This is a genomic window from Piscinibacter sp. PDB5-1 (assembly GCF_056676035.1).
In genome coordinates, this window is the sequence record NZ_JBWVZL010000003.1 from 228524 (window position 1) to 252161 (window position 23638).

The 23638-nt window shown below is 65.1% G+C and carries 26 protein-coding genes; 8 read left to right on the top strand and 18 right to left on the bottom strand.

The genetic code is table 11. From position 1 onward, the window contains the following. The first annotated feature begins 5 nt into the window (after positions 1 to 5). Together AC1KAT_RS13940 and AC1KAT_RS13945 are read left to right on the top strand one after the other, a co-directional pair. Positions 6 to 983: a FitA-like ribbon-helix-helix domain-containing protein gene (locus AC1KAT_RS13940; RefSeq protein ID WP_480326927.1), complete on the top strand. Its 978-nt coding sequence runs from the start codon at positions 6 to 8 to the stop codon at positions 981 to 983. 121 nt (positions 984 to 1104) lie between these two features. Further along, positions 1105 to 1581 carry a hypothetical protein gene (locus AC1KAT_RS13945; protein WP_480326929.1) on the top strand — a complete coding sequence of 159 codons (477 nt, stop codon included), beginning with the start codon at positions 1105 to 1107 and terminating at the stop codon, positions 1579 to 1581. Between the two features lie 241 nt (positions 1582 to 1822). Here AC1KAT_RS13945 and AC1KAT_RS13950 read toward each other — a convergent pair. Further along, a protein-coding gene (locus AC1KAT_RS13950) for an IS5 family transposase (protein WP_480326931.1) occupies positions 1823 to 2580 on the bottom strand; the annotation gives its coding sequence in 2 pieces (ribosomal slippage) (positions 1823 to 2265 and positions 2265 to 2580; 759 coding nt in all). Positions 2581 to 2801: 221 nt separating this feature from the next. Here AC1KAT_RS13950 and AC1KAT_RS13955 point away from each other — a divergent pair. The 3 genes from AC1KAT_RS13955 to AC1KAT_RS13965 all read left to right on the top strand — a co-directional run bounded on the left by AC1KAT_RS13955 (position 2802) and on the right by AC1KAT_RS13965 (position 6591). Next, on the top strand, positions 2802 to 3053 hold the full coding sequence (locus tag AC1KAT_RS13955; RefSeq protein ID WP_480326933.1) for a hypothetical protein: 252 nt from the start codon (positions 2802 to 2804) through the stop codon (positions 3051 to 3053). Between the two features lie 95 nt (positions 3054 to 3148). Continuing rightward, positions 3149 to 4111 carry a phosphate/phosphite/phosphonate ABC transporter substrate-binding protein gene (locus AC1KAT_RS13960; protein WP_480326935.1) on the top strand — a complete coding sequence of 321 codons (963 nt, stop codon included), beginning with the start codon at positions 3149 to 3151 and terminating at the stop codon, positions 4109 to 4111. Beyond that, positions 4108 to 6591, top strand: a complete 2484-nt coding sequence (locus AC1KAT_RS13965) for a diguanylate cyclase domain-containing protein (protein WP_480326938.1) — start codon at positions 4108 to 4110, stop codon at positions 6589 to 6591. Before AC1KAT_RS13960 ends, AC1KAT_RS13965 begins: the two co-directional genes overlap by 4 nt. Positions 6592 to 6923: 332 nt before the next feature. Here AC1KAT_RS13965 and AC1KAT_RS13970 read toward each other — a convergent pair whose 3' ends face one another. Both AC1KAT_RS13970 and AC1KAT_RS13975 read right to left on the bottom strand, forming a co-directional pair. Next, positions 6924 to 8090: an AlbA family DNA-binding domain-containing protein gene (locus AC1KAT_RS13970; RefSeq protein ID WP_480326940.1), complete on the bottom strand. Its 1167-nt coding sequence runs from the start codon at positions 8088 to 8090 to the stop codon at positions 6924 to 6926. A 71-nt stretch (positions 8091 to 8161) separates the two neighbouring features. Then, positions 8162 to 8725: a hypothetical protein gene (locus AC1KAT_RS13975; protein WP_480326942.1), complete on the bottom strand. Its 564-nt coding sequence runs from the start codon at positions 8723 to 8725 to the stop codon at positions 8162 to 8164. Between the two features lie 288 nt (positions 8726 to 9013). On the opposite strand from AC1KAT_RS13975, the gene AC1KAT_RS13980 reads away from it, so the two are divergent. Continuing rightward, a complete protein-coding gene (locus AC1KAT_RS13980) occupies positions 9014 to 9409 on the top strand; it encodes a hypothetical protein (protein ID WP_480326944.1) in 396 nt (131 codons plus the stop codon). A gap of 85 nt (positions 9410 to 9494) precedes the next feature. Then, positions 9495 to 10160 carry a hypothetical protein gene (locus tag AC1KAT_RS13985; RefSeq protein WP_480326946.1) on the top strand — a complete coding sequence of 222 codons (666 nt, stop codon included), beginning with the start codon at positions 9495 to 9497 and terminating at the stop codon, positions 10158 to 10160. 91 nt (positions 10161 to 10251) lie between these two features. Here AC1KAT_RS13985 and AC1KAT_RS13990 read toward each other — a convergent pair whose 3' ends face one another. From AC1KAT_RS13990 to AC1KAT_RS14035, 10 genes are all read right to left on the bottom strand, one after another. Continuing rightward, the gene (locus AC1KAT_RS13990; protein ID WP_480326947.1) at positions 10252 to 10494 is read right to left on the bottom strand and encodes a hypothetical protein; all 243 of its coding nucleotides are present in this window, start codon (positions 10492 to 10494) and stop codon (positions 10252 to 10254) included. A gap of 27 nt (positions 10495 to 10521) precedes the next feature. Next, a complete protein-coding gene (locus AC1KAT_RS13995) occupies positions 10522 to 10896 on the bottom strand; it encodes a type II toxin-antitoxin system PemK/MazF family toxin (protein ID WP_480326949.1) in 375 nt (124 codons plus the stop codon). Next, positions 10883 to 11143 (bottom strand): AbrB/MazE/SpoVT family DNA-binding domain-containing protein, encoded by a 261-nt coding sequence (locus AC1KAT_RS14000; RefSeq protein WP_480326951.1) that lies wholly within the window; start codon positions 11141 to 11143, stop codon positions 10883 to 10885. Before AC1KAT_RS14000 ends, AC1KAT_RS13995 begins: the two co-directional genes overlap by 14 nt. A gap of 179 nt (positions 11144 to 11322) precedes the next feature. Beyond that, the gene (locus AC1KAT_RS14005) at positions 11323 to 11763 is read right to left on the bottom strand and encodes a hypothetical protein (RefSeq protein WP_480326953.1); all 441 of its coding nucleotides are present in this window, start codon (positions 11761 to 11763) and stop codon (positions 11323 to 11325) included. 17 nt (positions 11764 to 11780) lie between these two features. Next, a complete protein-coding gene (locus AC1KAT_RS14010; RefSeq protein WP_480326955.1) occupies positions 11781 to 11981 on the bottom strand; it encodes a hypothetical protein in 201 nt (66 codons plus the stop codon). An 8-nt stretch (positions 11982 to 11989) separates the two neighbouring features. After that, on the bottom strand, positions 11990 to 12202 hold the full coding sequence (locus AC1KAT_RS14015) for a hypothetical protein (RefSeq protein ID WP_480326957.1): 213 nt from the start codon (positions 12200 to 12202) through the stop codon (positions 11990 to 11992). Further along, entirely contained in the window at positions 12199 to 12642 is a 444-nt protein-coding gene (locus tag AC1KAT_RS14020) for a hypothetical protein (RefSeq protein ID WP_480326959.1), read from the bottom strand. Before AC1KAT_RS14020 ends, AC1KAT_RS14015 begins: the two co-directional genes overlap by 4 nt. 317 nt (positions 12643 to 12959) lie before the next feature. After that, positions 12960 to 13427: a hypothetical protein gene (locus AC1KAT_RS14025; protein WP_480326961.1), complete on the bottom strand. Its 468-nt coding sequence runs from the start codon at positions 13425 to 13427 to the stop codon at positions 12960 to 12962. 23 nt (positions 13428 to 13450) lie between these two features. Continuing rightward, positions 13451 to 13966, bottom strand: a complete 516-nt coding sequence (locus tag AC1KAT_RS14030; protein ID WP_480326963.1) for a DUF2059 domain-containing protein — start codon at positions 13964 to 13966, stop codon at positions 13451 to 13453. Between the two features lie 24 nt (positions 13967 to 13990). Next, positions 13991 to 15025, bottom strand: a complete 1035-nt coding sequence (locus AC1KAT_RS14035) for a S49 family peptidase (protein WP_480326965.1) — start codon at positions 15023 to 15025, stop codon at positions 13991 to 13993. 52 nt (positions 15026 to 15077) lie between these two features. Between AC1KAT_RS14035 and AC1KAT_RS14040 the strand changes: the two genes are divergently transcribed. After that, on the top strand, positions 15078 to 15371 hold the full coding sequence (locus AC1KAT_RS14040; RefSeq protein ID WP_480326967.1) for a hypothetical protein: 294 nt from the start codon (positions 15078 to 15080) through the stop codon (positions 15369 to 15371). On the opposite strand, the gene AC1KAT_RS14045 is transcribed toward AC1KAT_RS14040, so the two are convergent. Genes AC1KAT_RS14045 through trbC form a run of 5 tightly spaced genes read right to left on the bottom strand, consistent with a single transcriptional unit; the run spans position 15357 to position 23620 of the window. Next, positions 15357 to 18281, bottom strand: a complete 2925-nt coding sequence (locus tag AC1KAT_RS14045) for a conjugal transfer protein TraG N-terminal domain-containing protein (protein WP_480326969.1) — start codon at positions 18279 to 18281, stop codon at positions 15357 to 15359. The genes AC1KAT_RS14040 and AC1KAT_RS14045 overlap by 15 nt on opposite strands. Before the next feature lie 33 nt (positions 18282 to 18314). Next, entirely contained in the window at positions 18315 to 19769 is a 1455-nt protein-coding gene (locus AC1KAT_RS14050) for a conjugal transfer protein TraH (RefSeq protein ID WP_480326971.1), read from the bottom strand. A 31-nt stretch (positions 19770 to 19800) separates the two neighbouring features. Then, positions 19801 to 20694, bottom strand: coding sequence for a conjugal transfer protein TraF (locus AC1KAT_RS14055; RefSeq protein ID WP_480326973.1), 894 nt, complete (start codon positions 20692 to 20694; stop codon positions 19801 to 19803). Beyond that, complete coding sequence (traN, locus tag AC1KAT_RS14060; RefSeq protein ID WP_480326975.1) at positions 20682 to 22943, bottom strand: conjugal transfer protein TraN; 2262 nt, start codon at positions 22941 to 22943, stop codon at positions 20682 to 20684. The genes AC1KAT_RS14055 and traN overlap by 13 nt, the downstream gene beginning before the upstream one ends. Further along, on the bottom strand, positions 22940 to 23620 hold the full coding sequence (gene trbC, locus AC1KAT_RS14065; RefSeq protein WP_480326977.1) for a type-F conjugative transfer system pilin assembly protein TrbC: 681 nt from the start codon (positions 23618 to 23620) through the stop codon (positions 22940 to 22942). Before trbC ends, traN begins: the two co-directional genes overlap by 4 nt. Positions 23621 to 23638 lie beyond the last annotated feature (18 nt).

Sequence of the window (23638 nt, forward strand, 5' to 3'; positions counted from 1 at the left end):
CCCACATGATCGGTCGACTTTCTCTGCGATCTATACCCGACGAAGTTCTGGACGCACTCGACGTGTTGGCCTCTCGAAACGAAAGGTCGTTGGAAGCAGAGGCGCGAATGGCACTCCGCGCCTGGGTGCAACCCATCATCGTGGGCCGTGAGCAGCACTCTCGCCTACGAGACGTCTCCGAACGGCTGCGCTTGGCCATGGCCGAGTGGAATGGGTCCAGGTTCGGCCAAGGCCTGACTGCCTCCCAAGTCGCCGAAGCGATCGGCGAGTCGTATGTCGCGCACGTCGAGGACTGGTTCCTTGGCCGGCAAGAGCCCTCCCTGGCCCATCTGGAGTCCATCGCCCGGTTGCTCGGTGTACGGGCTGCATGGCTCAAGCACGGCGTTGGCCAGCCCTTTGCCACATGCTCGGAATCGGTCCCACGTGACATCGCGGAGGCACTGCGTTGGATGAGGACCTGGCGAGGGGAAGGCACCGAGCACGTCGCCACGTTGCACCTGGTTCGCAAGGCTGATGAAACGGGAGCGCTACTGCTGCTGCAGGAGTCCTCGAGCGGGCATTTTGCGAGCGTGCACACGAACATCCACCTGAGCGAAGTCATCGGAGCAGGTGGCGAGGCAGATCTTGCGCATTTGTGGCTCACGCTTCGAGCGCTCTACCGCGTCTATACACGCAGTCCGCGAGAGCTCAATGTCGTGAGTTACCTTGCCCGGCACGATGACTACGAGGTGCTGACATCGGGACGTGCTCACCCTGCAGGTGTCCTTCGATCGCTGACCAGGGCCCTATGGTGGGAGGATCTGTGGGATTCGCAGATGGCCAAACAGAACTACTGGCCAGGCTACCCTGCCCTGGTTGGCCGCATCAACCGCGTGCTGGAGCTGAAACCTCATATGTCCGAACTGATCGCCCGGATCGACGCAGGCGAGTTCATGTCATCGGAGCCAGCGACACAGGGTCGGCCGGAGCTGTCAGGCAACTGAATGGCCGTGACCAGCGGGGCCGCAGTTCGACAAGCACGATGAACGAGCAGCCGGCGGCGAAATCGGCCACGGATTCGGCCGCGCCGTCTGCGCCTCAGTCGGCCAGTTGGAGGGCAGTCGCATGATTCTCATGGCCAAGGCCCAGAGTGAACAGTGGACCCCAGTCGTGGTGGATCCGGTCCTACTCGAAAGCTACTGGAAGTTCGGAAACTACTACCCGGCCTTCGGCCACCCCCCAGCCTGCGCCTGGTTTGACCGCTTCGAAGGCAAGTCGCGCCCCGGAATGTTCAAGCTGGGCGTGGCCTACTTTTCCGGAGCCGAGGACGGGTCGCACGCGTTCATCCTGAACAACGGTCGCCATCGCACGCGCTGGTTGCTCGAACGCAAAGCACGTGAAGTCGTGGTCGCTCTGGCAAACGAGCAGGTCGATACAGCCGTCGAAGCCGGCCTGGTCGTCCGCATCGTGCGGCAGCGAGGGCTCTTCGACTTGGGCTTTGAACTGCACAATTCCGAGATGCAGGCCCACGATCCAGCGCCGGACGGCACCTGCAAGCACTGCGGCTTTCAGACGCGTCAGGCCGAGACTTCCAATCGGTGAATCCAAGTGCCTCGCATGTCGGAGCGGCCCTGCTTGCGACTCAGTGCGGATTGACAGTGTCCCGTCGCTGAAGCCTGTCCATCCACCGCCTGGCCAAGTCTTGTGAGCGCTGAACCTCTTCCGGCATGGCGATCTGGCCCTTCGTCGCGCGCACCGCGTCGGCCGCTGTCATGCGCCTACCTGAAGTCTCGAAAACATGGTAGATCGCCAGGTTCACGGCGTGCACTAGGGCCTGTTAACACTACCGCAATCCGTCAGCGATGAGGGCGAAGCAGATGAAGGCGGTGAACATGACGTCGAGTTTCTCGAATCTGGAGAAGATTCGGCGATAGCCCTTAAGCCGCCTGAACAGGCGCTCGACCTCGTTGCGGCGCTTGTACATGGTGCGGTCGTACTCCCAGGGCTGGATGCGAGTGCACTTGGGTGGCACGACGGGCGTGTAGCCCAAGTCCAGGGCCAACTGGCGGGTCTCGTTGCCCTCGTATGCACGATCCATGATCAGGTGCAACGGCCTGTCGGGCGAGCCCAAGCGCTTGAGCAATTCGCGGCCCTCGGTGGCATCGTGTGCCTGACCTGGCGAGAGCGAGAAGGTCACGGCTGTGCGTGCATCCGCCGCGACGAGGTGGATCTTGGTGTTCCAGCCACCGCGGGACTTGCCGATAGCTTGCGGACCGTTTTTTTGGGCGCACCAGTGCCGTCCGGATGCACCTTGACGCTGGTGCTGTCCAGCGACACCGCCTCCAACTTGATCTGCACAATCTGCTCGCGTTGCAGCTGTTCGAACGCACGCTCGAGCACGCCAGACTTGGCCCAACGGCTCATGCGTGTGTAGATGGTGTGCCAGTTGCCGAAGCGCTTGGGCAGCCCTCGCCACTTGCAGCCATGCTCGGCCACGTACAGGATCGCATTGAGCACCTGCAGGTTCGACAAGCTGACGTTGCCACGCTGCAGTGGCAAGCATCCTTCAATCCGCGCAAATTGCGCCTTCGTGATCTCCATGCCAGCACTTTCTCAGCATGATCGATCTCGCGCAATTAGTGTTAACAGGCCCTAGCTCAGAGCTGCTTCTTGCGGCACACACCTCGACGATCTTTTCAGACGATGCTACTGCGCATCGGTGGTCATGCCGACCTCGAGGCGCTCATGAGCGCTCCCCCGCCGCCGCCCGCGTCAGTACCATCTGCTGACCTCGCTGCCGCGCATGCGATGCGCCTCGCTCGATGTGCTACTCCGCCAAGAACTGGGCCGACTACCGCAAGTACACCAAGCTGTTCGGGGCCGAGCTGCTGATCGGCGGCGAGTTTGTCGATCTGTTCTGGTGGGAGTCGTTGCCCGAGGAGACGGCCGGGCGCGGTGCCAAGCCAGTCATGCCGAGGGGGGGGGAGGAGCCGTTCCTTGCGCCAGCGACCGAGGCAGAGCGCGAGATCTGCAACCTGATCCGGTCCACCCGTGAGCAAGAGTCGCACAGCTGAGCACCGTTGGCGCCAAGTCACTGCGCAGACGGTTGAATCACCTCCCGACGCCGCTATGCTGATACGCCGTCTCAACCCGCCGGATGCCCTTCGCCATGCCTAAAGCCACCGCCTCGGCCTCCGATTTCCTTCGCCACTTCAGCCTAACAAGCGTTCGACAAGCCGCGGCGGTATCCGCTTTCGTATTAGGTCTTGTCGGCTGCAGCGACGAGCAACCGCGCTACCAGCCGACCTACACCACGGGGCCTGCCGCGACGGACGCGCGGGCGATCGTGTTCGCGGTGCACCCCCTGCACGGGCCGCAGAAGCTCGCGACGCTCTACCAGCCGCTGGTTGACCAACTCAATGCACGGTTGCCGCACATCAAGGTCGAGCTGGAAGCTTCCAGCAGCTATGCGGCCTTCGAAACCAAGCTGCAGCAGCGCAGCGTGCATTTGGCCCTGCCCAACCCCTACCAAACGGTTGTCGCTCAACCCTGGGGTTACCGCGTGATTGCCAAAGTGGCCGATGACGTCGATTTCCGGGGGCTGATCTTGGTACGCAAGGATCGGCGCATTGGGCACCCGAGGGATCTCAACGGCCAGGCGATCAGCTTTCCCGCTCCAACCGCCTTGGCCGCGACGTTGCTGCCCCAACGTTGGCTGCACGACCAGGGCCTGAGCTTGAGCAACGTGGACGTGCGCTATGTCGGCACCCAGGAAAGCTCGATCCTCAACGTCGCTCTTGGCGAGACGGCCGCAGGCGCCACGTGGCCTCAGGCGTGGCGCAGCTTCCAGGCTGATCAGCCGGCCCTCGCCGCGCAACTGACGGTGAAGTGGGAAACTCCTTCGCTCGTCAACAATTCCATCATGGTTCGTGACGACCTCGACCCCGCGCTGGCGCAGGATCTGCGCCAAGCACTGTTGAACCTGGGCAAGGACGAGGCCGGCCGCCAAGTCTTGCGACGCCTCGAAGTGGCCGGCTTCGAGGCCGCAGACGCCGACTCCTATGCGGTGGTGCGCGAATTCTTGCGTGATTTCGAGCGCGACGTGCGCAAGATCACGGCGAACAAGCCATGAGCGCCGGCCGCCTCCGACGAGCCCTGCGCTCCTTTCGCGTCCAGCTTGCCCTGGGCGTGGCACTCGTGCATGCGGTGCTGATGGTGCTGTTCGTCGCCGACTTGGTACAGACGCAACAGAAGTTCCTGCACGAGCGCCATGCGCAGCGCGGCTTGAGCCTCGCACAGGGGATCGGGCTGCAAAGTATCCGGGCCCTGCTCAGCAGGGATCTTGCTGCGACGCAGGAAGTCGTGCAGGGCTTTCTGACCTACCCAGAAATGCGCCATGTCGTCATCGTTGACCCCAATGGCAAGGTCCTCGGGCACAACGACCCCGCCCTCGTTGGCAGCTATATGTCGGACGCGGTGTCCGCAGGCATGCTAGCGGGAAACCCCACCCCCGGCGTGCTTGTCGACGACGGGGAAGTGATGGATGTCGCCTCCCCCGTGCTGTGGCGCGGCCAGGTGCTAGGGTGGGTGCGCTTCGCCGCCGGCATGGAAGGCGTGAACGCGCAGCTGCGCAAGGTCGCCCTGGAGGGCGTCGGATTCGCCCTGGTGTCGGTGCTGCTTGGGGTTGGCCTCGCGATGTGGATGGCACGCAGCACCACGCGGCGCTTGTACGACCTCATGCGGGTGGCGGCGGCCGTGACCCGAGGTGAGCGCGGCGTGCGCGCCGGGGCCGACGATGACAACGAGATGGGTCGGCTGGCGGGCGCCTTCAACCTCATGCTCGACAACCTGGCCACAAAAGAATGCGAACTGCTGAAGGCCAACGAGGAACTGGAGCGCCGGGTAGAGCAGCGCACGGCGGCGCTCGCTCGCAGCGAGGAAGCGCAGCGCCTCATCCTGGCCCAGGCCAACGACGCCTTCGTGGCCATCGGCGTCAGCGGAAGCATTACCGAATGGAATCGCGCTGCCGAAATGATGTTTGGCTACACGAGGCAGGAGGCCCTGGGCCGGCCGCTCGCCGAACTGATCATCCCGCCGAAGCACCGCGAAGCGCATGCACGCGGACATGCCGGATTCGTGCATACCGGCGAGGGCAATGTCGTGAACCGCCGCGTCGAGATCACCGGCCTACATAAGGACGGCTACGAGGTTCCGGTCGAACTGTCGGTTTCGGCCATCGCGACGCCGGACGGCTTCGTCGCGAATGCCTTTATCCGGGACATCCGCGAACGAGTCGCCGCCCAAGAGGCCCTCAAGAAAAGCCAGAGCCGCTTGCATCAAGCTCTGGAGAGCTTGCCCGCCATGGTCGGATATTTTGACCGTGACGCGCGCTGCCGCTACTCCAACCGCCTCGGCCGAAGGTTGCGCGACCTGGCGCCGGGGGAAGAGATTGGCCTGCACATGCGCGAGGCCATCGGCGAGCAAAACTACGCGCTGCACGAACCGCACCTTCCAAAGGTGCTGACTGGCCAGAAGGCCTACTTCGAGGGCTCGGCCCCCCAGCGCGGCCATGAGGCGCACTTCCAAGTCCACCTTGTTCCCGAGGCGGATCCTGACGGCGAGGTGGCTGGCTTTTACGTGATGACCTTCGACGTCACGCCCCTGAAGACGGCGCAGCTTGAACAAGAGCGCGCGCGGCGCCAGCTGCGCGCCATCACAGACAACCTGCCGGTGATGATTTCGTACATCGATGCCGAGCACCGCTTGCGCTTCCTGAACCGCACCTTCGAAGAATGGACAGGGGTGGCCGTCGGCGACGCCATCGGCAAGCGGCTCGCCGAAGTGGTGGGCGATGAACTCTACGAGCAGACGCGCGTGCCGCTGGAGCGTGCCCTGCAAGGCCAGCGCATGGAGTTTGAGGTGGTGTCCAACGCGCTCGGTATCCGGCGCGTGCTGCAGACCGCCTACATTCCCGATTGCCCCAGCGCCGACGTCACGGCCGGCGTCTACACGCTCACCAGCGATGTCACGGCACTGCGCGACGCCGAGCGCCGCATGGCAGAACTGGCGCTGACCGACACCCTTACCGGTCTGGCTAACCGACGCCGTTTCGAGCAGCGACTGCCGGAGGCACTGGGGCGTGCGGCCCGGGCGCGCACCGGCACGGCGCTGATGTTTCTGGACATCGACCACTTCAAGCGCATCAACGACAGCCTGGGCCATGCTGCGGGGGATGCCGTGCTCGTCACCTTCGCACAGCGCCTGGCCGCCAGTGTGCGTAGTACCGACTTAGTCGCGCGTCTTGCGGGTGACGAGTTCGTCGTCGTGCTAGAGGGAATGAAGGAAGTCGGCGAATGCCACGTCATCGCCCACAAGGTCAACGCAGCAGCGCGCGGTGCGGTGCGCTATGAAGCGCACAACCTGGTGGTCACGACAAGCATCGGCATTGCCTATCTCGGCGGCGGCACCCCAAGCAGTGCCGAACTCATCCTGCGGCATGCGGACGACGCCCTGTACCGCACCAAGGCGCAGGGCCGTGATGGCTACACGGTCGTCGAGGTGGGTGAGCACGACTCGCAGTTCACGAGCAGTTCGTTCGCCGATCTCCAATGACCGTTGACGGGCAATCGCCCATTCGTATCCACTCGGCTGCGTATTTCGGCTGATGTGGCCGGCTAGGTCGGCGACATACCAGGTCTGCTCCCGTTTAGGCTTGTTCGACACCTGCCTGGGCGAGGCACCGAACCCGCGAGCGTGTCCCCGGTTGTCGTCAGCGACAAGGACCTCACAGAGAGTGCTTGGGGGCGGGAGGTCATCGCGAACCAATGACTTTGCTGTTGATGCACTTTCGCATGCCGAACCACGGGCTCCGGCAAGTCGGGCCATTTCGGACGTGACGCATACAGCGGGGCTTCGATCCTCACGAATTTGCTGTATCGCGGCCTCTAGCGCCCAACCCATTCGCCAGCGTCGTTGTAGTTGAACGACCGCTGCAGCCCAGCGGATTGCCAGACCAGATCAAACACAGGACGCAGCGCTATTGCGGCCGGAACATCAGCAGGCAGCAGAACGTCTGGTAGCGCCAGCGTCTCACGGTCGAAGCGACCCCTACCTTCGTCTAGGAACATTGAAACGCGGCGGTCCAGACCCAGGGCGACTTCACTGGCGCGAAGTAACGACCACATACAAGTCATCGCCGTGTTCACGCCAAGAACTGTCAGCTCCTCGCGGAAACGGTCTACAAGACGGATCATTTCTTGTTCGTACGCGATGGATGGCAGCACCGGTTGCGGTCCTGGAAACGGTGTCAGGACTTGAACCGTCTCAAAAAAGCCGTTGCGAAAGATCTGTGAGTAGCCATGCGTCCGCCCCGAGTTGTCTGTGTTGCGCACACCGAGGGCTCCGTCCAAGTTGATCCGCGCCCCGGGAACTGTCGTACCGAGAGCAGGGAGATGCCGGTGGTCGGCGTAGGGCACCGGATTGATCAGCAACGTGCCGAGGGCAGCTTCGGTGGGTATGAGGTGGACAACGACAAGGGCGCCGTCGTGAAGTCGAGCCGGCTGCCCGCCACTGAGGAGCAAGCCGAGTCGACTGGTCCGGAAATCCCGGATTCGCTGAACTTGCCCCTCAGACCGAAGGAACAGGCCGCGGATCTCAGGGACATCCAGCTTTCGGCTGCGCAGGCCTTCTCGCAGGTAGAAGTGCTGATTCGTCTTCGCGCGGTGCGGGCCAGCCCAACTCTGGGGAATACGAACCACCAGAACGAATCCGCCCGGCACCTGCACCGGACGAGCCTGCACTCCAGGCATGCGCGGCTCGACCCCATGCAACAAAACATCTGCGATACGTCGAGCCTCTTCATCAGGGTTTCCGGACAATGGCGCAATGCGCGCGGCTCCTCCCTCGCCGTCCTCCTCGATCCCGTAGACGAGGTCGCCACCTGACGCGTTCGCGAAGGCAGACGCGTCGCCCACCAAAGCGCCTCGAGACGCGTCATCGCGCCCCGGAATGTCGCGCTTGAAGTCAAGGTGCGCGCCTTCCTGGGCGCGTGTGTCGACCAGCGCTTGGATGTCGGCGGCCGTGATGGTATTCAGGTTGTCAGGAAGTGCCATGGCGCACAGTCTATGTGTTGGCATGGCTCAGTCGGCGCCCAAAGCAGCCGTGCTGAACAGCGGCAGCGCGGCTAGAAGATCCCGAACTCCACAAACAGGCCCGAGCGACTCAGAAAGCCTGGGCCGACGAGCATCGGCTTGTAGGCGAGCCCTTTGATTTCATCAGGGTGCTTGGCCAGCACCGCTCCGTGGCCTTGCTTCGACCCTTGGATGACGGCCATGCTGGTGGCCAGCGCTACGTCGATGATTTCCATCGACGGCAACGTCAGCCACGCGTGCATGTTGACGGTTCCACCCCTGTGGCCACTCTCAAGCTTGTGCGCGATGAACGCGTCGTCGAACTTGAACAGGCCCCTCTCGGTGCCGGTGTCGATCCAGCCCATCGTGTACAGCACGCGACAGCCGAGCCAGTCTTCCAGCACCGGCACGAGCCGGTAATGAATCGACAGGCACTGGGCCACGACATCCGGGAAGTCGAGATCTCCCAGCCCGTCTCGCACGACGTAGGGAAACTCTTGCGCACGCTCCGCCGTCAGCAGTCGTGTACCGGCCGGCACCTGTTCGTACGCCGGCACCTCCAGCCCAAAGCTCCTGGTGCGCTCCAGAGCCAAAGCCCATTCTTTGCCGTAGCTCATCGCGCCCCCTTGCTGAATCGCTCACCTTGAGAAAAAGCGGCAGTTGGCCGCACTCCCTTCAACAACATTTGCCTCTCCTGTTGACCGCTGCGATGTGCAGCCCGTCAGTTATAGGACCGAGGTGGCCGTATAAATCTTCAGTTTCTACGGAGGTGCCCGGCTTTTTTCGCCCAGATGCCTGGAGCCGACGTGATACGCGAGCGGCCGTCGCCGGCACGGCAAAATAGCGCCCGCGACAAGTGGCCGATCACGGCCCGCGCAAGCGAACGGTCAAAAGGAGGCCAGACGATGGTTGACCAGGGAGGAGTCTCCGTGGTGGTGTTTCATGCCGTCCCGGATGGACAGGGCAACATCACCCACTACACGCACACCCACCAGCCCGGCCTGGTGGAGGCGCTGCCCAACCTCTACGCCGTCACGATCCTTGACCGGCGGCGCACCCCGCCCCGCGTCGCGGCCGTCGTGTTCGTGAAGAGCACGTACGACCACACCCAGCCTGGCTTCGCCGAGGCTACCTACGGCGCCATCGGCGCCCTTCCCAGCGCTGACTCCATCCTGGGCGTCAAGCCAGGACTGCTTCCCGCCCGAATCGGCGTACCAGGCACCGAACCCCTCTCCGAGGATGAGTTCCTGCGTGTCGCGGTCGCCCAGATCATGAAGTTCGACGCCGCTGGATCGGCCTGACGCTTTCCCATCGGGCGCCGGCGCGCGCCCACCGCTTTTGCCACCACTACGAACCCAGTACGGGTCATTCAGGAGAGAACCACCGATGAAGAAGTCCGCCATCGTCCTGGCCGCGGCCGCGCTTGCCCTTGCGGGCTGCGGCTCGACGAACAACTATCTGAGCGCCAAGACCAAGACCGTCGAGTACTACCGCATCTACAACATCAAGACGCAGGTGCCGCGTCAGGCGGTCGCGACGGCCGCGAGCAATGGGCTCGGCCGCAATGTGAACAACGCGCAGGAAGCGACGCCGATTCCGTCGTCGGCTGAGACGCCCGACAAGCCTGGCCGCTTCCAGCTCGTGAACCCGCTGCGGGGCACTCAGCTCGGCGCTCTGTTCGGTGGCGGCGGCGCAGGCTCGATCGGCTTCAAGATGGCCACGTGCGATGGCGCGGTCTGGACGGCGAGAGCCGAGCGCCGTGTGACAGGCAGCAACCAGCTGACGATCACCCTCTGCTTGTGGCAGTACAAGGGCGGCTACCACCTGGATCAGTACGCCGTGTTCACTAAGCAGGAAGGCGGTCTGTTCCAGGTCAGCCGTGACATGGCCAACTCCATGGTGGGTACACCAGAGGAATGGACCGAGAAGACGCTGCTCGACGTGGTGCGCCAGATCAAGCTCTCGACCGGGGCCGACATCGCCCTGCTCGAGGCGCAACCGGAGATCGCCGGCACGCCGTGGCTCGACAAGCACGACGCGATGATCAAGTGACCGAACCGCTCGGCGAGCACGCTCGGATCCCCAGGGCTTCCGAGCGCGCAACCGCCGAGCTCCGAAGGATTTGGCTTCGGCGTGCTCCAGGCTATCGGGGAAGGTAGTGCTTGAGGTCGTCCGACAAGGTGTCGATGACTGTCAGCGCCCAGTCTGCAAAGTCTTCGATGGGGCAATTCCCCCCGGTCGGCACATTGGCGCCACGAGGCGGCTTCACCGCTTTCCAACTCACGCCGAGGCCACCGGCGACGTCCATCGAGATCGACTTCACCCGCCGCTGCAAACCACCGTGGCCCATGTAAGTCGTAAACGGCCGAATCTCGTTGACGTTCATCTCACCCTGCCCTTGCATCGGCCAAACTCAATGGCCGCAGATACCAAAAACAGCGTCAAACCTCTTGAGTGCTGACGCGAGCAGTTTGGTGTGGCCCGCACCCCAGGGATGGGGCCGCGCATTGCGTTCGCGCCAGTCGAACGACTTCGGCTGGTGAGTCAGCAGGTAGCCTGGCTCCCCCTTGGCGCCCGGCGCCGCAATCGCAAAAGGGTTGTCTGAATGACGCTCGGAATGCGTCATCGGAAAACCCATGACGATGCCCGTGCGCTCCGCGAAGACCTTGGTCGAAACCACCAGCATCGGGTGGTCGTCGGGCATCTCTTCACCCACGGACGGGTTGTATTGAATGAAGATGATTTCGGCTCGCTCGGGCACCCACAGGGCAGACTTACGCGTCGCCATTGGCAAACGCCTCCTTGCCGACCGCGCGCCCCCCCATCACTTCGCCACCGTGCTTTTTAGGATCGAAGGCGGCAAGCATCTGATCCAACGTCGGCTCCGTTTCGATTTCGATCACGATGCGGCCGGGCTTGACGGTGACGCGAACCGGCGACCCTTCCGTGACACCTGCGGTCTTGGCCATCGGCTTCGTGAGGCGCAGCGCAAGACCATTGCCCCAGGCGCTGACTTGACTGACGGTTGTGCTCATGGTCGATCTCCTGTGCGTTGACACGATTGTATCAACGGCACCGCGCAGTGTAAACGCACGTATACACAGTCGCTCCAGGCCATCCATTGCGCCATCGGAAGAAGTCGAACCAGCGGCCGCGCGACGCTCGGCTCCATTCAGCGCCGCATCAGACTGACTCGGCGCGGTCGGCCAGGCGACTAGCCCGATGCCGCCCGACCGCGCGATTGCTTGGCCATCCTATCCGTCCATCGCCTGGCCAAGTTTTGTGAGTGTTCAACCTCTTCCGGGGTTGCGATCTGGCCGCTCGTTGCACGCACCGCGTCGGCCGGCGTCAGTCCGCGCCCCGAGTCCTCGAGCACCTGGTCGATCACCAAGTTCACTGCGTGTGTAGCGCCGATCGCCGCGACGGTCAGCACCTCCCCCGTTTTCAGTTCGACCGCCCAGCGCCGCCAGCCTGCGGCGTTGAGCAGCGTCCCGCACTCGAAGGCGCAGTAGTTGCCATCACGCAGGTGGCGCCCTTTAACGCAGTGGCGTTTGCGCATGAACTCGGTGAAGGCCCTTCGGGCGTTCTTGTGGAACCCGAGCGGCACATGGCCGAGGGCACTCATCACCTGGTGAAACCGACGCAGATTCATCATGTGGCTGCAAGTCCCGCTCAATGGTCGCCCGGTTGGATGGGGACGGCCGGCTCGCGGTCGCCGGCCTTCCAGCGCACCGGGTCTTCCGGACACACCGAGCACACGCCCAGCCGGGCCGCATAGTCAACCGCCAGCCAGCTGCAGGGGCCGCCGGCAACTTCGTCGTGGCAAGCGGCGTAGTCGTGGCAGCCGCAGCCGATGCAATGGGCGATCTGCATGCTTCCTCCTAGACGGACGTGGCGCGACTCGGCTTGAGCAGCGAGGTGAGAAGGCCACTGACGGCGAAGAGGGCGATCCCCCAGGCAACGCCCGGCCATCCGAGCAGGACGGCCAGGATCAAGTAGCCGCAGCAGAAAGCCCCGGCCACGCTGGCCATCATCAAAGCCACGACCCGCCAGGTCGGCAGCGCGGTGACCGCTCGTGCCAGCTCGCTCTTCACAGCGCGTCGTACACAGACAGCGTGGCCAAGGCGGCCACGTTGATGCTCTCGACCGCGCGCGTGCCGAAATCCAGGATCACGGGATGCTTGGTCGGATCACAGGCCTCTTGAGCGACGGAATTCAGGCCTCGAACCTCGAGTGAAGAGGTGTAGCCGCTGGGTGTGAGCGACGGCGTGCGCAGCCCGGCAGCGACGTGCAGGTCGCGCGCCAGTTGGTCTGCGATCGCGCCGCTGGCCGCCGACGCCGGCAGATTGCGCACGCAGACGTAGCGCGAGAAGTGCCGGCCGATGTCGCCACCGAGCACGTTGTTGATGCTGGAGTCCAGGATGCGCTGCCGGACCAGGAACGCGTAGTCCGCGGCGGGCCCGGTCGCATTGATGACCGTCGTGCTCACGATGACGGTTTGTCCGACCGAGAAGCAGCCGAGCCGGTTGTTCATCCAAGCGTCGTTCAGCGTGCTGGCGCGACAGCTTGCAGTAGGCGTTGACGGCGCGGGCGCCGGCGCGGGGGTACCTGGCGCGGGCGCCGGCGAGCCGGAGGGGGGCGGGGCAACGGGCGGGGTCACCGGGGCCCCGGCCACCGGGCCGGGTGCAGCAGCCGGTTCGGGCGAATCCCCACCCCCACCGCACCCGTAGAGCGCGCCCACGGCCGCGAAGCCCACCATCACCTTGATCCAGCGTTCTTGGTTCATACGTCCTCTCCTGTGGTTGAAATTCGAACCCTCGATGCAATGCAAGGTTGCCGGCATCAGGGCGCTCAGACGAGTTGCCCGCCACGCACCAGGCTCTCGTGGAAGGCCTGGTCAAATCCCTCCGCCATGGCCTGACCGCACGCGCCGCAGGTTTCGTGTCGCGCAGTGGTCCACTGCGAGTTGCAGCCCCGCGGGCAATAGACCATGTGCCCGTTGGGCGTGGCCACTTGGTCGACCTCGTAGAGCAGCACCTCGACTTGGTTGTCGTAGGCGGCGAGGTAGTGCGTATGCAGGGCGGGTTCGTGCCCGAACGGCCAGCGTGCCGGCGCCCGCCCCGACCGCGCATCGAGCTGGGCCACGGCGTAGACGAAGCCGATCGCCCCCGAAACCTCCGGGGCGTCGGGATCGTCGTCGAACGCCTTTCCCTCGATAGTCGCCTGGATGCGGGCCAGCGCGACCACGCTCAAGGCCTCGACGATCCAGCTCAGGCGGGAATCGGCGAAGTCGTGCGAAGCCGTGTGGGTGCAATCCATGGCGGATACCGGCAGCGCGCCAGTCAGGAACGCGCCGCTTGCAGCTCGGCCGTGAGCTGCCGAACGGCCTTGGCCGTGCGGGTCGTCGTTTCTCGGGCGATCCACTGCGAGAAGGTGGCCATGGCGCCCTTGGTCGCTGCCACGTCCTTGCGGCCTACCGGCGACTCGTAGTACGCGAGGATCGCCTGCAGGTCCTGCTGGCTGAGTTCACGCCCGTAGTGCCGGGTCCACTCCGTTGCGATCGCCTTCCCCGAGAACATCGTGTCCACCCGGGACAGGAAGCGCTCGAGGATCTGCTGTTGCCGGGCGTTCAATCCCCTGCCCTGGGCGACCTCCTGGTCGATGAGGCGCTGCACCAGGCCGCGGGTTTCGTTGACCTGGGCGGCGAGCTGCAGGTCCATCATCTCCGAGAGCCCCTGGGCGACGGCGATGCGCTGGATCAGCTGGGTTCGGTCGTCCTGGGCCGTGGCCAGCGTGGTGACGGCCAAGAGCGCCACGGCCGCCAGGTGCTGGCGAATGGGGGTGAGATTCAGTTTCACGTGGGATCTCCTGGTGGATGGGGCTCAGCGCACGACGACGCGCGGCTCGACGGCTTCGGCGACGAGCGAGCGCACCCAATCGTTCACCGCCTCGCCGAAGGGCATGCCGCCGGCCGCCGGCGAGCCGACGGTCTTGACCTTGGCGTTGGGCCAGCGGGCGCGCAGGACCTCATCCAACGTGCCCACCTCGTCGACCAGGCCGAGGGCCTTCGCTTGCGCCCCGCCCCAGACCTCCCCGGTCGCGAAATCGACGCCCTTGGCCAGCTTGACGCCACGGCGCTCCACCAGGTCGCCGACGAACTCGCGGGCGATGTCCTGCACCAGCTCCTGCGCCTTGCGATCGGCGGCGCCGGTGCTTGGCACCCAGGGGTTGAGCATGGCTTTGAGTTCGCCCGAGGCGTAGACGGTGTGGGCGACGTCGAAACGGCCGAGAGCGCGGTTGAAATTCCAGGCGTCGATCACGGCGCCGATCGAGCCGACCAGGCTGTACTTGCCGGCGTAGATCTGGTCACAGTGCATGGCGACCATGTAGGCCGCCGAGGCGCCGACGTTGTTGATCACAGCGACAACAGGCTTCGGGTTTCGCTTGCGCTCGGCCTCGATCACCGAGTAGATGCGCTCGGCCTCGAGCGGCGAGCCCCCGCCGCTGTCGATCTCCAGGACGATGGCCTGCACGTTCTGAGAGGCGAAAGCCTTGCGCAGCGCCGGCACCAGGCGCTGGGCCGAGGCCTTGGTCCCCTCGGCCATGGTGCCGGTCAGCTTGACGACGGCCACGACCTCCTGGGGCTCCCAGAACCAGTCGACGACCGCCTGGCGCACGGAGGGCCCGGCCCAGAAGACGATGGGCAGCACGACCATGCCGGCGTAAAGCGCTGCCCTGCCCATGCTCGTGCGGCGCTCGGACTGGCGGTCCCGCAGGAGGTCAGCGAGTGCCGCACGCAGCACCACCGACTGGTCGAGGGCGCCGGCGGGCAGTAGATCCACCTGCAGCGCACCGCGTTGGCGCCAGGCTTTCCAGCGGCCGTGGATCCAGCGGCCGCAGCTGCGCGCGAAGCTCAAAAGCGTTTTCATGGCGTTAGGAGTAGGATTTCGGGGAAAAGCGGAGGAAAAAATGATTCAGAACGGTTTGCTTCAACAGGTCAGCGGTTGGGTGTCGATGCAGTTCCAGTTGCTGGGCGATCTGGTGTCGTCGGCGGTACGAGATGGTTTCGGGCCAGCGCATGTCGAGTCGAATAGCGTGCTGGGCAATCTCAACGCCGCCTCGACTCCTCTGTGGCCAGGAATCACGTCTGAGGAAGCACAGCGACCTTTCGCGCTGACCAACGAAGAAGCTGAGCGTCGTGGACTACCTGAGCCCTGGAGCCGCGTTGACGAGATGCAACTCACCAACTCACCTTGGGATTGAGTTGATTGCAGCCTGCCGCTCGGCCTCCGTCATGGGCCGGGGCGCAGGAGCCGGCGCGGGAGCCGAACCACCCGGCGCGTCGATCACGGTCACAGTCATTCGCACTGGACCATTGCGGTAAGTCTGCGCCTCCTCGTAAGCCGGATTTCCTCCGGTTCCGAGCCCATGCTTTGGCGACACCTTGGACCCACGCGTCGCCAGCGCATCGGCGCCCGTCTGATAGCCGTCTTTGAGCGTTCCTTCAGCCGCGCTTGTATCGGTAGCAATGGCGCCTTGCTGCTTCTTGACCTCGGCCTCGATCGGCTTGCCGGCCACTTGCTGACGAGGCGAAACGCCAGCTGCTGCTTGAGCCTGTCTGACTCGCCCAGCGTTGGCGGTGTGGGTGCTTCTGACGGCATCTTCGTTGTCCTTCACGGGGATTCCGGCGAAGTCCTCACGAAGGCTAGAAGCACTGAAGCCAAGACGCTCTTGCGGAACGTTCGGTCCCTGCCCCAGATCCGGCATCCAGCTTCCACCTGGTCCGGCCAGGTCGCCCTGCAGGATGAACTGACGCAGTAGCTCCTTCTGACGCGCGGTGCTGCCGACACCGGCCAGCGGGTCCTCGCCATGGGCCCGCATGAACGCGGCGATCTCATTCGCCCACTTCGCGACACCCTGCTGGGCGAAGCCCGCAATCTTGCGCTCGTTGAGCTCAAGCGTGCGCGCGTGGTCCAGCGACTCGGCGGCGCTGTTCCGGAAGCCGTGCGCCTCGCGCAGGCTCGCGTCCATACCTTCGGCCGCTTGTCGGTCCGTACGCTGCAGGGTCGAGAAGCCCTCGGATCGGCGGAAATTATCAACAACCGCTTGCTTTCGGGCGGTCTGGCGATTTTGGAGGTTCGTGGTAGCCCTTTCCACCGCCAAGCCGAGTTGCTCAGTCTCTGAAGAACTTCCCTGGATGCCGATCATTGAAGCGAGGGCTCCAACTGCGCCACCCTTGCCTTTCCCAGCGGCCTTGCCATCGATGCCTGCGCTAAGCGTCGCAGCAACTGCGGAAACGTCCTGGATGCCAAAGCGCCTCGCGATTTGCTCTGCCTCGTTCCACACATCCTGCTTCGACGCCTCATCGCTTGCAACGCGACCGACTTCCTGAGCGGTGGATCGATCTACTGCCTTCGAGCCCGAGCGAGTGAGCGATTGGAGCTGGCTGAAGGCCGCGTCCACGCTCTGCGTCCAAGCCAGCGAATCCGTGCGACCGCGCCGCAGCGCTTCTGAGCGCTGCTCGCCCATCTGCTTGCTCCAACCGGCCGAGTCGGAGAACTCCACGAGGTTGCTCGACTGGGCAAAGGTTGATATCTGTTGCCCCGTCAGCATGTTCATTGCCCGGGTACCCCCGATCCCCGCCACCGTCCGCACCATCGGATCGCTCACATGGTCTGACACGGCCATCTGACCCATGCTCAGGTTGCCGAGGGCGATGTTGCCCTTGCTGGTCTGCGCGGTGGCTGAGCTGGCCTCCGACGAGCCAGGCTTGCCGCCGCCCATGGCCGAGACCAGCTGGTTCATGCCGAAGACGGCCGCGCCGGCGATGACCGGCACGAATGTCACCATCCACGAGGCCACCGACAGGTCGGAGACAGCGGTCCCGAACACGGCCGCGGCCGTTTCCAGCGAAAGCCCTTGCGCGCCGGACATCGTTCCGGCGGCGCCCAGGTTGGCAGCGCCGGCGATGGTCCGCAGGAAGTTCACGATCGTGAAGCACGGCGCCCACATCTCCACCCAGATCATGGCCATGAAATAGCCCTTGATCGCTTTCTTGAGCTCCTGTCCTTCGCTGGCAATCAGGATGAGGCACACGATCGGGAAGAGCGCATAGATGATCGCCTCGACCACATTGCGCAGCAGCGGCAAGGCTTCCTCGGCGATCCGCCCCTGGACGATGTAGCTCGCGTTCATCTGCGAGACGGCCTGGGCACGCGCGGCACCGAGCATCACCATGGCCGGGTCGTCGATCGACGCCGCGTGCAGCGCCGAGGCGTCCGCGACCGCGTTGATCAGCATGTTCTGGATCATCGCGTCGCGCGCAGTCGATGCAGCACTCATGAGTCGCGCGCGACCCATGTAGGAGGTCAGGGACGACTCGGTCTGGGTGATCGCGTCGCCGATGGCGCGGCCTGGGAAGCTCTTGGCGGCGAGCGACCGAATGCTTTGGTCGCCCCACTCGTCCATCCGTCGTTCCACGATCGGGTAGGCGTCTTCGCACGACATCGTCTGGAGGTTGGCGGTCGCGATGTCACTGCCGACGTGGACGGCGACGATGAGCGCCGGGTTGGAGTTGCCGATGACCGTGCGCAAGTCGGTGGACTTCTGGAAGCGATCGGCCAGGTTGTTGTACTGAAGGTCAGGGAAGACGCAGCTGCGCATGTAGTTCACGACATCGGCGCTGCCCTTGGGGTTGTTGATGCTCGCCTCGCGCGAGGCCTTGACCAGGCGCGAGCCGAAAACCACGCCCGTGTCCATGTACGAGAGCTCGGACGGCAACGCCAGCGTGGACGACGGAATGGTCTGGAACGCCGTGTCGAAGGCCTGCGTGATCGTGACCCCGATCTGGCTCTTGATGCCGCCGATGAGGCCGATGGTCCACGGCACCCCGCCCACGACCACGGTGGGCTGGATGTTGAGCCGGTCGACGATGACGACATCTGTTCGTGGCACGAACAGTATCCCGTTGAGCACTGCGACGGAGATGAACCAGTTCCAACTTCGGGCCATGCCGTTGGGCGCCATGGCCATCACGCCCACGGACATGAAGCCGATGATCACGGCGATCTTGACCATGTCGGCGTAGTCGGTGCCGCCCATGACCATGGCGATGCCGTTGAAGACGCCGTGCAAGGCGTCGGTGTTGCCGTGCGCGTAGACGGTGATGGGCATGGAGTTCTCCTGTGCGTCCCAAACGTCCTACGCTCAGCCGCGACCGGCCTTGCCGGACATCAGAGCGCCGAAGTCGAGCATCGTGCGCTGCGGGCCCGCCAGCGATTGGCGCAAGCCTCGCTCGTAGCGCTCCATGGTGCTCACGATCCGCTCGACATCGGTCTTGCGCTGCAAGAGCGTGCGTTGCTCCTGGTCCAGCGAGTCCAGCATGCGGTCGATGTTGGCGCGGATTTCCTTGGTCTTCTCGAACTCGGCCGGCCCCAGGGTCTCGGCCGCCGCGAGGTAGACCTTGGCGTTGCGCAGCGCGTTGGAGAGGAAGCCGTGGGCGTAGTTGAGGGCGATCACGTCGGCGAATTTCTCGATGTAGAGACCCTGGATGTCCTCGGCCGTGCCCAGGCCCGCCTGGTAGCCGACGTTGAGCATTCGGTGGACGGGAATCGACGTGCGGTTGATGAGCGAGAGGTCGGCCGCGTCCAGCCGCTCGCGGTTGCGCAGCTTGGTCGCGATGTTCTGGAGCTGCTCCTCGATGCGGCGCTTGAAGGGCAAGATCTCCATCTCTTCCTGGGTCGGCGCCATGCACTCGTCGGACTGGCAGCGCCACCAGTTGCGGATGACGACGTTCCAGGGGCTCGCGGTCGAGGGCTGATGCCCCTCCATGAAGATGTTCAGCGACTCGATCGACGGATCGATGTACAGCGGCGTACGCGGGTCGGCGTTTTCCGGGGAGTTGAAGAGGATGATCGTGCCGGCGATGTTCATGAACATCTCCTTCTCGGCACGGGTGTAGGAGGTGTTGCGCAGCGCCTCCCACATCAGGTTCACGTCGCGCTTGGCCAGCGCCTGCAGGTCGCGGTTGCCTGAGTTGCGGGCATCCTGGTTGACGACAGGTGCTGCGGTTCTACAGCGACGTGCCGCCCCAGCGTCGTCGTCGTCGTAGATCTGCCGCGCCATCATCTGGCAGGAGCTCTGCACGTTGACGCCGGTCATCCCCGAAAGCCCACCCACAAGCGCCTGCGCCGCCTGGCAGCTGTTGCGGCTGAAGATGCCCTCCTTGCCGATGATCGCCTGCAGCTCGGCGAGCTTGGACTCGATCAGCGGGTTGATAGCGGCCAGCGCCGCCTTGAAGAGCAGGCCGACCGTGGCGTCGCCGATCTGCTCCAGCATCTGGCGGAAAGCGGGCCCGTTGATGTGGCTGAACGAACCGAGGTAGGCGTCGATGCCGCCACAGCCCGCGCTGATGCTGGGCAAGCTCCAGCTCAGCAGCTGATAGGTTCGAACCGGGTTGCGCACCTGCAGTTCGCCGCCGGCGTAAACGTTCAGGCCTTGCGCCTTGTACGCACCAGGCCGCGTCGCCGTCGCCATCGACGATTCGCTGAAGAAGCGGCTCATCTCCTGGTTGATGTTGGCGAAGGCCACTGGCAGCGCCGTGGCGCCGCAGGTGAGCGCGATCACGCCGCGCACGAAGAGTGACTTGAGCTTGCGGTTCATGGGCAGCCTCAGTGCTTCAAAGTGGATGTCGTCATTGCTGGGCATGCAGGCCTGGCGGGGTGAACCCGCCCTGCTCACGCTGGCGCTTGACCAGCATGGCCAGCTCGATGTTTTCTGCGACTTGGTCGGCGGTCATGACGCCGAAGCCGAGCGGCATCACCTCGCGCGTGCGGGGTGAGACCAGGGCCGTGAACGGCACCTGGACCTTGTCCTGGGGGATCTGGGCGTCGAGCAGGATCTGCAGGAACTGGCCGTTGTCACGCACCGCGTTCGGGAAATGAGGGATCGGCCCGCCATCGACACTGACGGCGAAGACGGTGATGCCGTACTCCATCTCGAACTGCTTCAAGAGCGGGGCGAAGTTGTGGCAGTACGGGCAATCGGATCGGAAGAAGAAGTACAGCCCATGCGTCGTGCCCAGGGCCCGCAGTGCGCTGACCCGCTGCGCGCGCGTGAGCTTGTCGTGGGTGGCGGCCGACTGCGGCGTCGTGGGTCGCACGCCGTCTGCATTCGCGCTCAACCAAGGCTTCTCGGCCTTGGCCACGCGCACGGTGTCGCTGAAGGTGCGCGCCTTGCGGCGGGACTCGGCCAGCAGCTCGAGGAACCGGGCGCTGTTTTCCGGCGTTGGGTTTTGGACGGCCGCGTGCATGGCGTCTTCAAAGCGCTTCTTGAACGCATTGAAGTCGGCCACGTCCTTGTCCATGCCGGTTGGCGCCGGCGGCGCTGCCGGCACCGGTGGTTTGGCTTGCTGCTCGGGGGCGGGATCCTCGTACCAGAACCAGCCCTTGCGGGCGGCACGCCAGAACGGCTTGTCGGGCGCGTCGGCGGCCGTCCCCGCCGAGACAGGCGATGGCTGTGCCCAGGCGCTCGCTGCGCCCACGATGAGGGCCAGTCCCAGAAGGGTTCGGGAGATCAGTTGCCGCATTGGCCGCCTCCGTAGTAGCAGCTGGTGCTGCCCTGTGCGCCGGTCTGCGAACGCACGGCACCCATGTCGGGCGGCACCGGGTTGATGCGGCTGTACCAGTCGCTCAGATCGATCAGCTCCCAGTTGAGGTTGGTGAACTGGTCAACCGTGAAGCCGCTGCAATCGGGGCCTTGCGGGGCGCCCCAGCTCTTGCCGATCTGCGGGTGGCCACCCTGTTGCACGGCGCGGGCGAGCACACCGCTGAAGCAGCAGTAGGCGTAGACCCGCGTGCGGCATCCGAGGATGTTCCGACTGGAGCAGTAGTCGCCCACGTAGTGGCACAGGCCCGAGTCACGCCTGCGCACAAGGTCCTGGTCTTCTTCGGGGCATTCCGCCAGGTCGCGGCTGCCATTGCAGCAATCGCGTGCGCCGAACTCTCGGTGCGTGCACTGGCCGTAGCGCCCTGTGAAGATCCGCATGTTCTCGGGGTCGAAGTCGGCGCCGGCGTCGAGCCGTGCCTGCAGCTGGCTCACGGCCAGCGCCATGCTGGTGTTGGGCTGAGACGTGGTGTCCCAGCACGAACCGTCCGCGCAGAAGTTCGTCCCGGCGCAGTTCGTCACCGGCCCGAAGACGGGCTCGGCGGTCTGGCACTGGAAGGTGGCGGCCAGGGTGAGGCAGCGCCCCTGGTCGTCGAACCGCGTGCAGTTCGACTCTTCCGAGAGTGCGCACCCTGCCCCCTGCATGCCGCCGCAGGTGGAGTCGGCCGACGCCGTGGCGCACTGGAAGGTGTTCACCCAGCGCCAGCAGGCGCGGGTGACCGGGATGCCGTCAATCACGCGCGTGGACGGGCCGTCGGCACACACACTCCCTGTCTTGACACACCGGCTTGCGCCGGGCTCGGAGAGAACGGGCACCAACGGGCTCGCTGGCGATGCCACACCGTCCGGCGGCATGTTGGGCGTCATGCGCTCGAACGATTCGCAGCCGTTGTTCCAGGTCTCCGATGCCACGACAGGCGGTCCCGGCCGGGGAAAACTGGAGGTCAGAACGTCCAGGCTGGCGCCGGCACCCACGGGCCCAGTCATCACGCCCGAAACGCGCTGGCTGGCACCGAGGCTCGTATAGAAGAACCAGTCGCCCGAGTAGCCCGCTGCCGGGTAGGCAATGATCGGCCCGCCCGAGTAGTCAAGGTGCGGTCGCAGGCACTCGTCCACTGTGCCCTGCTGGAACTGACAGTTGTAAACGTCGGTGCAGTTGCGGCCGATCATCAGCCGGTGGCCCAGGACGTCGCTTGGAAGAGGGCAGGCCCGGGCCCCGATCACGAATGGCGGTGGCGAAGTCTCGTTGGGGGAGCACCACGAGCAGTCCCAACCGCTGGATGCGTAGAAGGTCACGCTGCAGGTGTCCCCCGCAGAGCACGCCGGGCCGGTGGCATAGACGTTGAGCTGGAGGACTGCGCCCTCCCACTCGAATACACGCAGCGGCCACACGAGCGGGGGATCCGAGCCGGCGACATGCACCGGACGGTCCGCTGGCAGAACCACCTCGGTTGCACTGGTGGTGCCCATCCACGGGACGCTGAGGGACAGCCGGAATCGAAGCTGGTCTGTGTTCGAGGGGTCGCAGATGTTCTCGACCGTGAGCGTGGCCCCCAGTGCAGCAGGAGAGGCCGTGGCGCGGCCCTGGGGGGTGCCCGGCATGCAGCGCTGACGCGTTTGCGGAACGACATCCAAGGTCTTGGTGCAAGACTCGGTGCGCCATCCGTCCGTGCTCATCGTGCAGGCGCGAGTCTCGAACTGCGCCGGCGTGATGATCTGTGGGGTACTCGTCGTGCAGGCCCCATAGGCGCTTGAGATGTCACCCACCACCGCGGTCGGGTTGCGCACGGCGGCTTCGCCGACGAGGGCGCGGTTGCTGGGTGCCACGACCGGCAAGGTGCGTTGGGCGGTGGCCGAGCGCACCCCCGCGCAGGAAGCGTCCTGCGGGTTCTGGCGGCAGCGCGCCTCCTGTGCCGCCCGGGCATCGTTCAAGCCGGCACCGCCACCGTTGTAGAGCTGGCGCTCGGCGCTCGCATCGTTGTAGCGGGGCGTGTGGGTAGCGGCGGTTTCGCCGCTGCGCAGGCGCTGGTTTTCGGAGGTAGCCAGGCGCCGGCCGAGCGCCTGGCCGGCCTCGTGCGTTTGCTGTTGCTGGGACTGCTGTTGCTGCGCGCCTCCCAGCGAGGCGCAGAGCACCAGGCCAACGGCCACGATGAATCGGAACGAGCGCTTCATCGCCGCGCTCCATCCAGCAAGCCGTCCACCTGTGCACGCATCGCCGGAACGCCGGAGGCGATGCTGCGCAAGGCGTGGTCGATGGACACGTCGCCGTCGATGCGGGCGAACTTGAGATCGCCAATGCAGTCGTCGGCCTGGCAGCCGCCCGGCACCTGCGATCCGGCGCCGAGCAGCACGTAGGCGGGGACGGCCTGGACCTTGAAGCGCTCGAAAAGCCGTGGGTCGATGCGCCAGGCGGCGCCCTTCTCGCCCAGATCGGCCTGCAGCTCGTGGATGGCCTGGGCGGTGTCCGTCAGCGAGCGGTTCTTGAGGCCTCGCAGCAGCAGGGTCGCGCCATAGCGCTGCGAGTCGGCAATCAGGCGCCGCAGGCTCTCGCGGGGCATGCCGAGCGACACGAAGACGACCAGGCCCTCGAGCGGCGCTTGAGCGCCCTGCCCGACCGCCTGCGCGCCGGGCTTGATCTGCTGGTACTTCTCGGCCAGGGCGCGCACGTCGACGCCTTGTGGCGCGGTCGCGGCGGCGGGCAGCCGGATGCCGCCGGCGGCCTGGCGAAGTTCCTGGTCCGTGGGCATGCGGAGCTGGCTGCGTACCTCGCTCTCTTTGGCGCGTGCGGCGTCGCGCTCTGACGCGCTCAATCGGCCCTGCGCTGCGCACAGGCCTGCGGCAAGCACCATCGAAGCGGTCCATGCCGC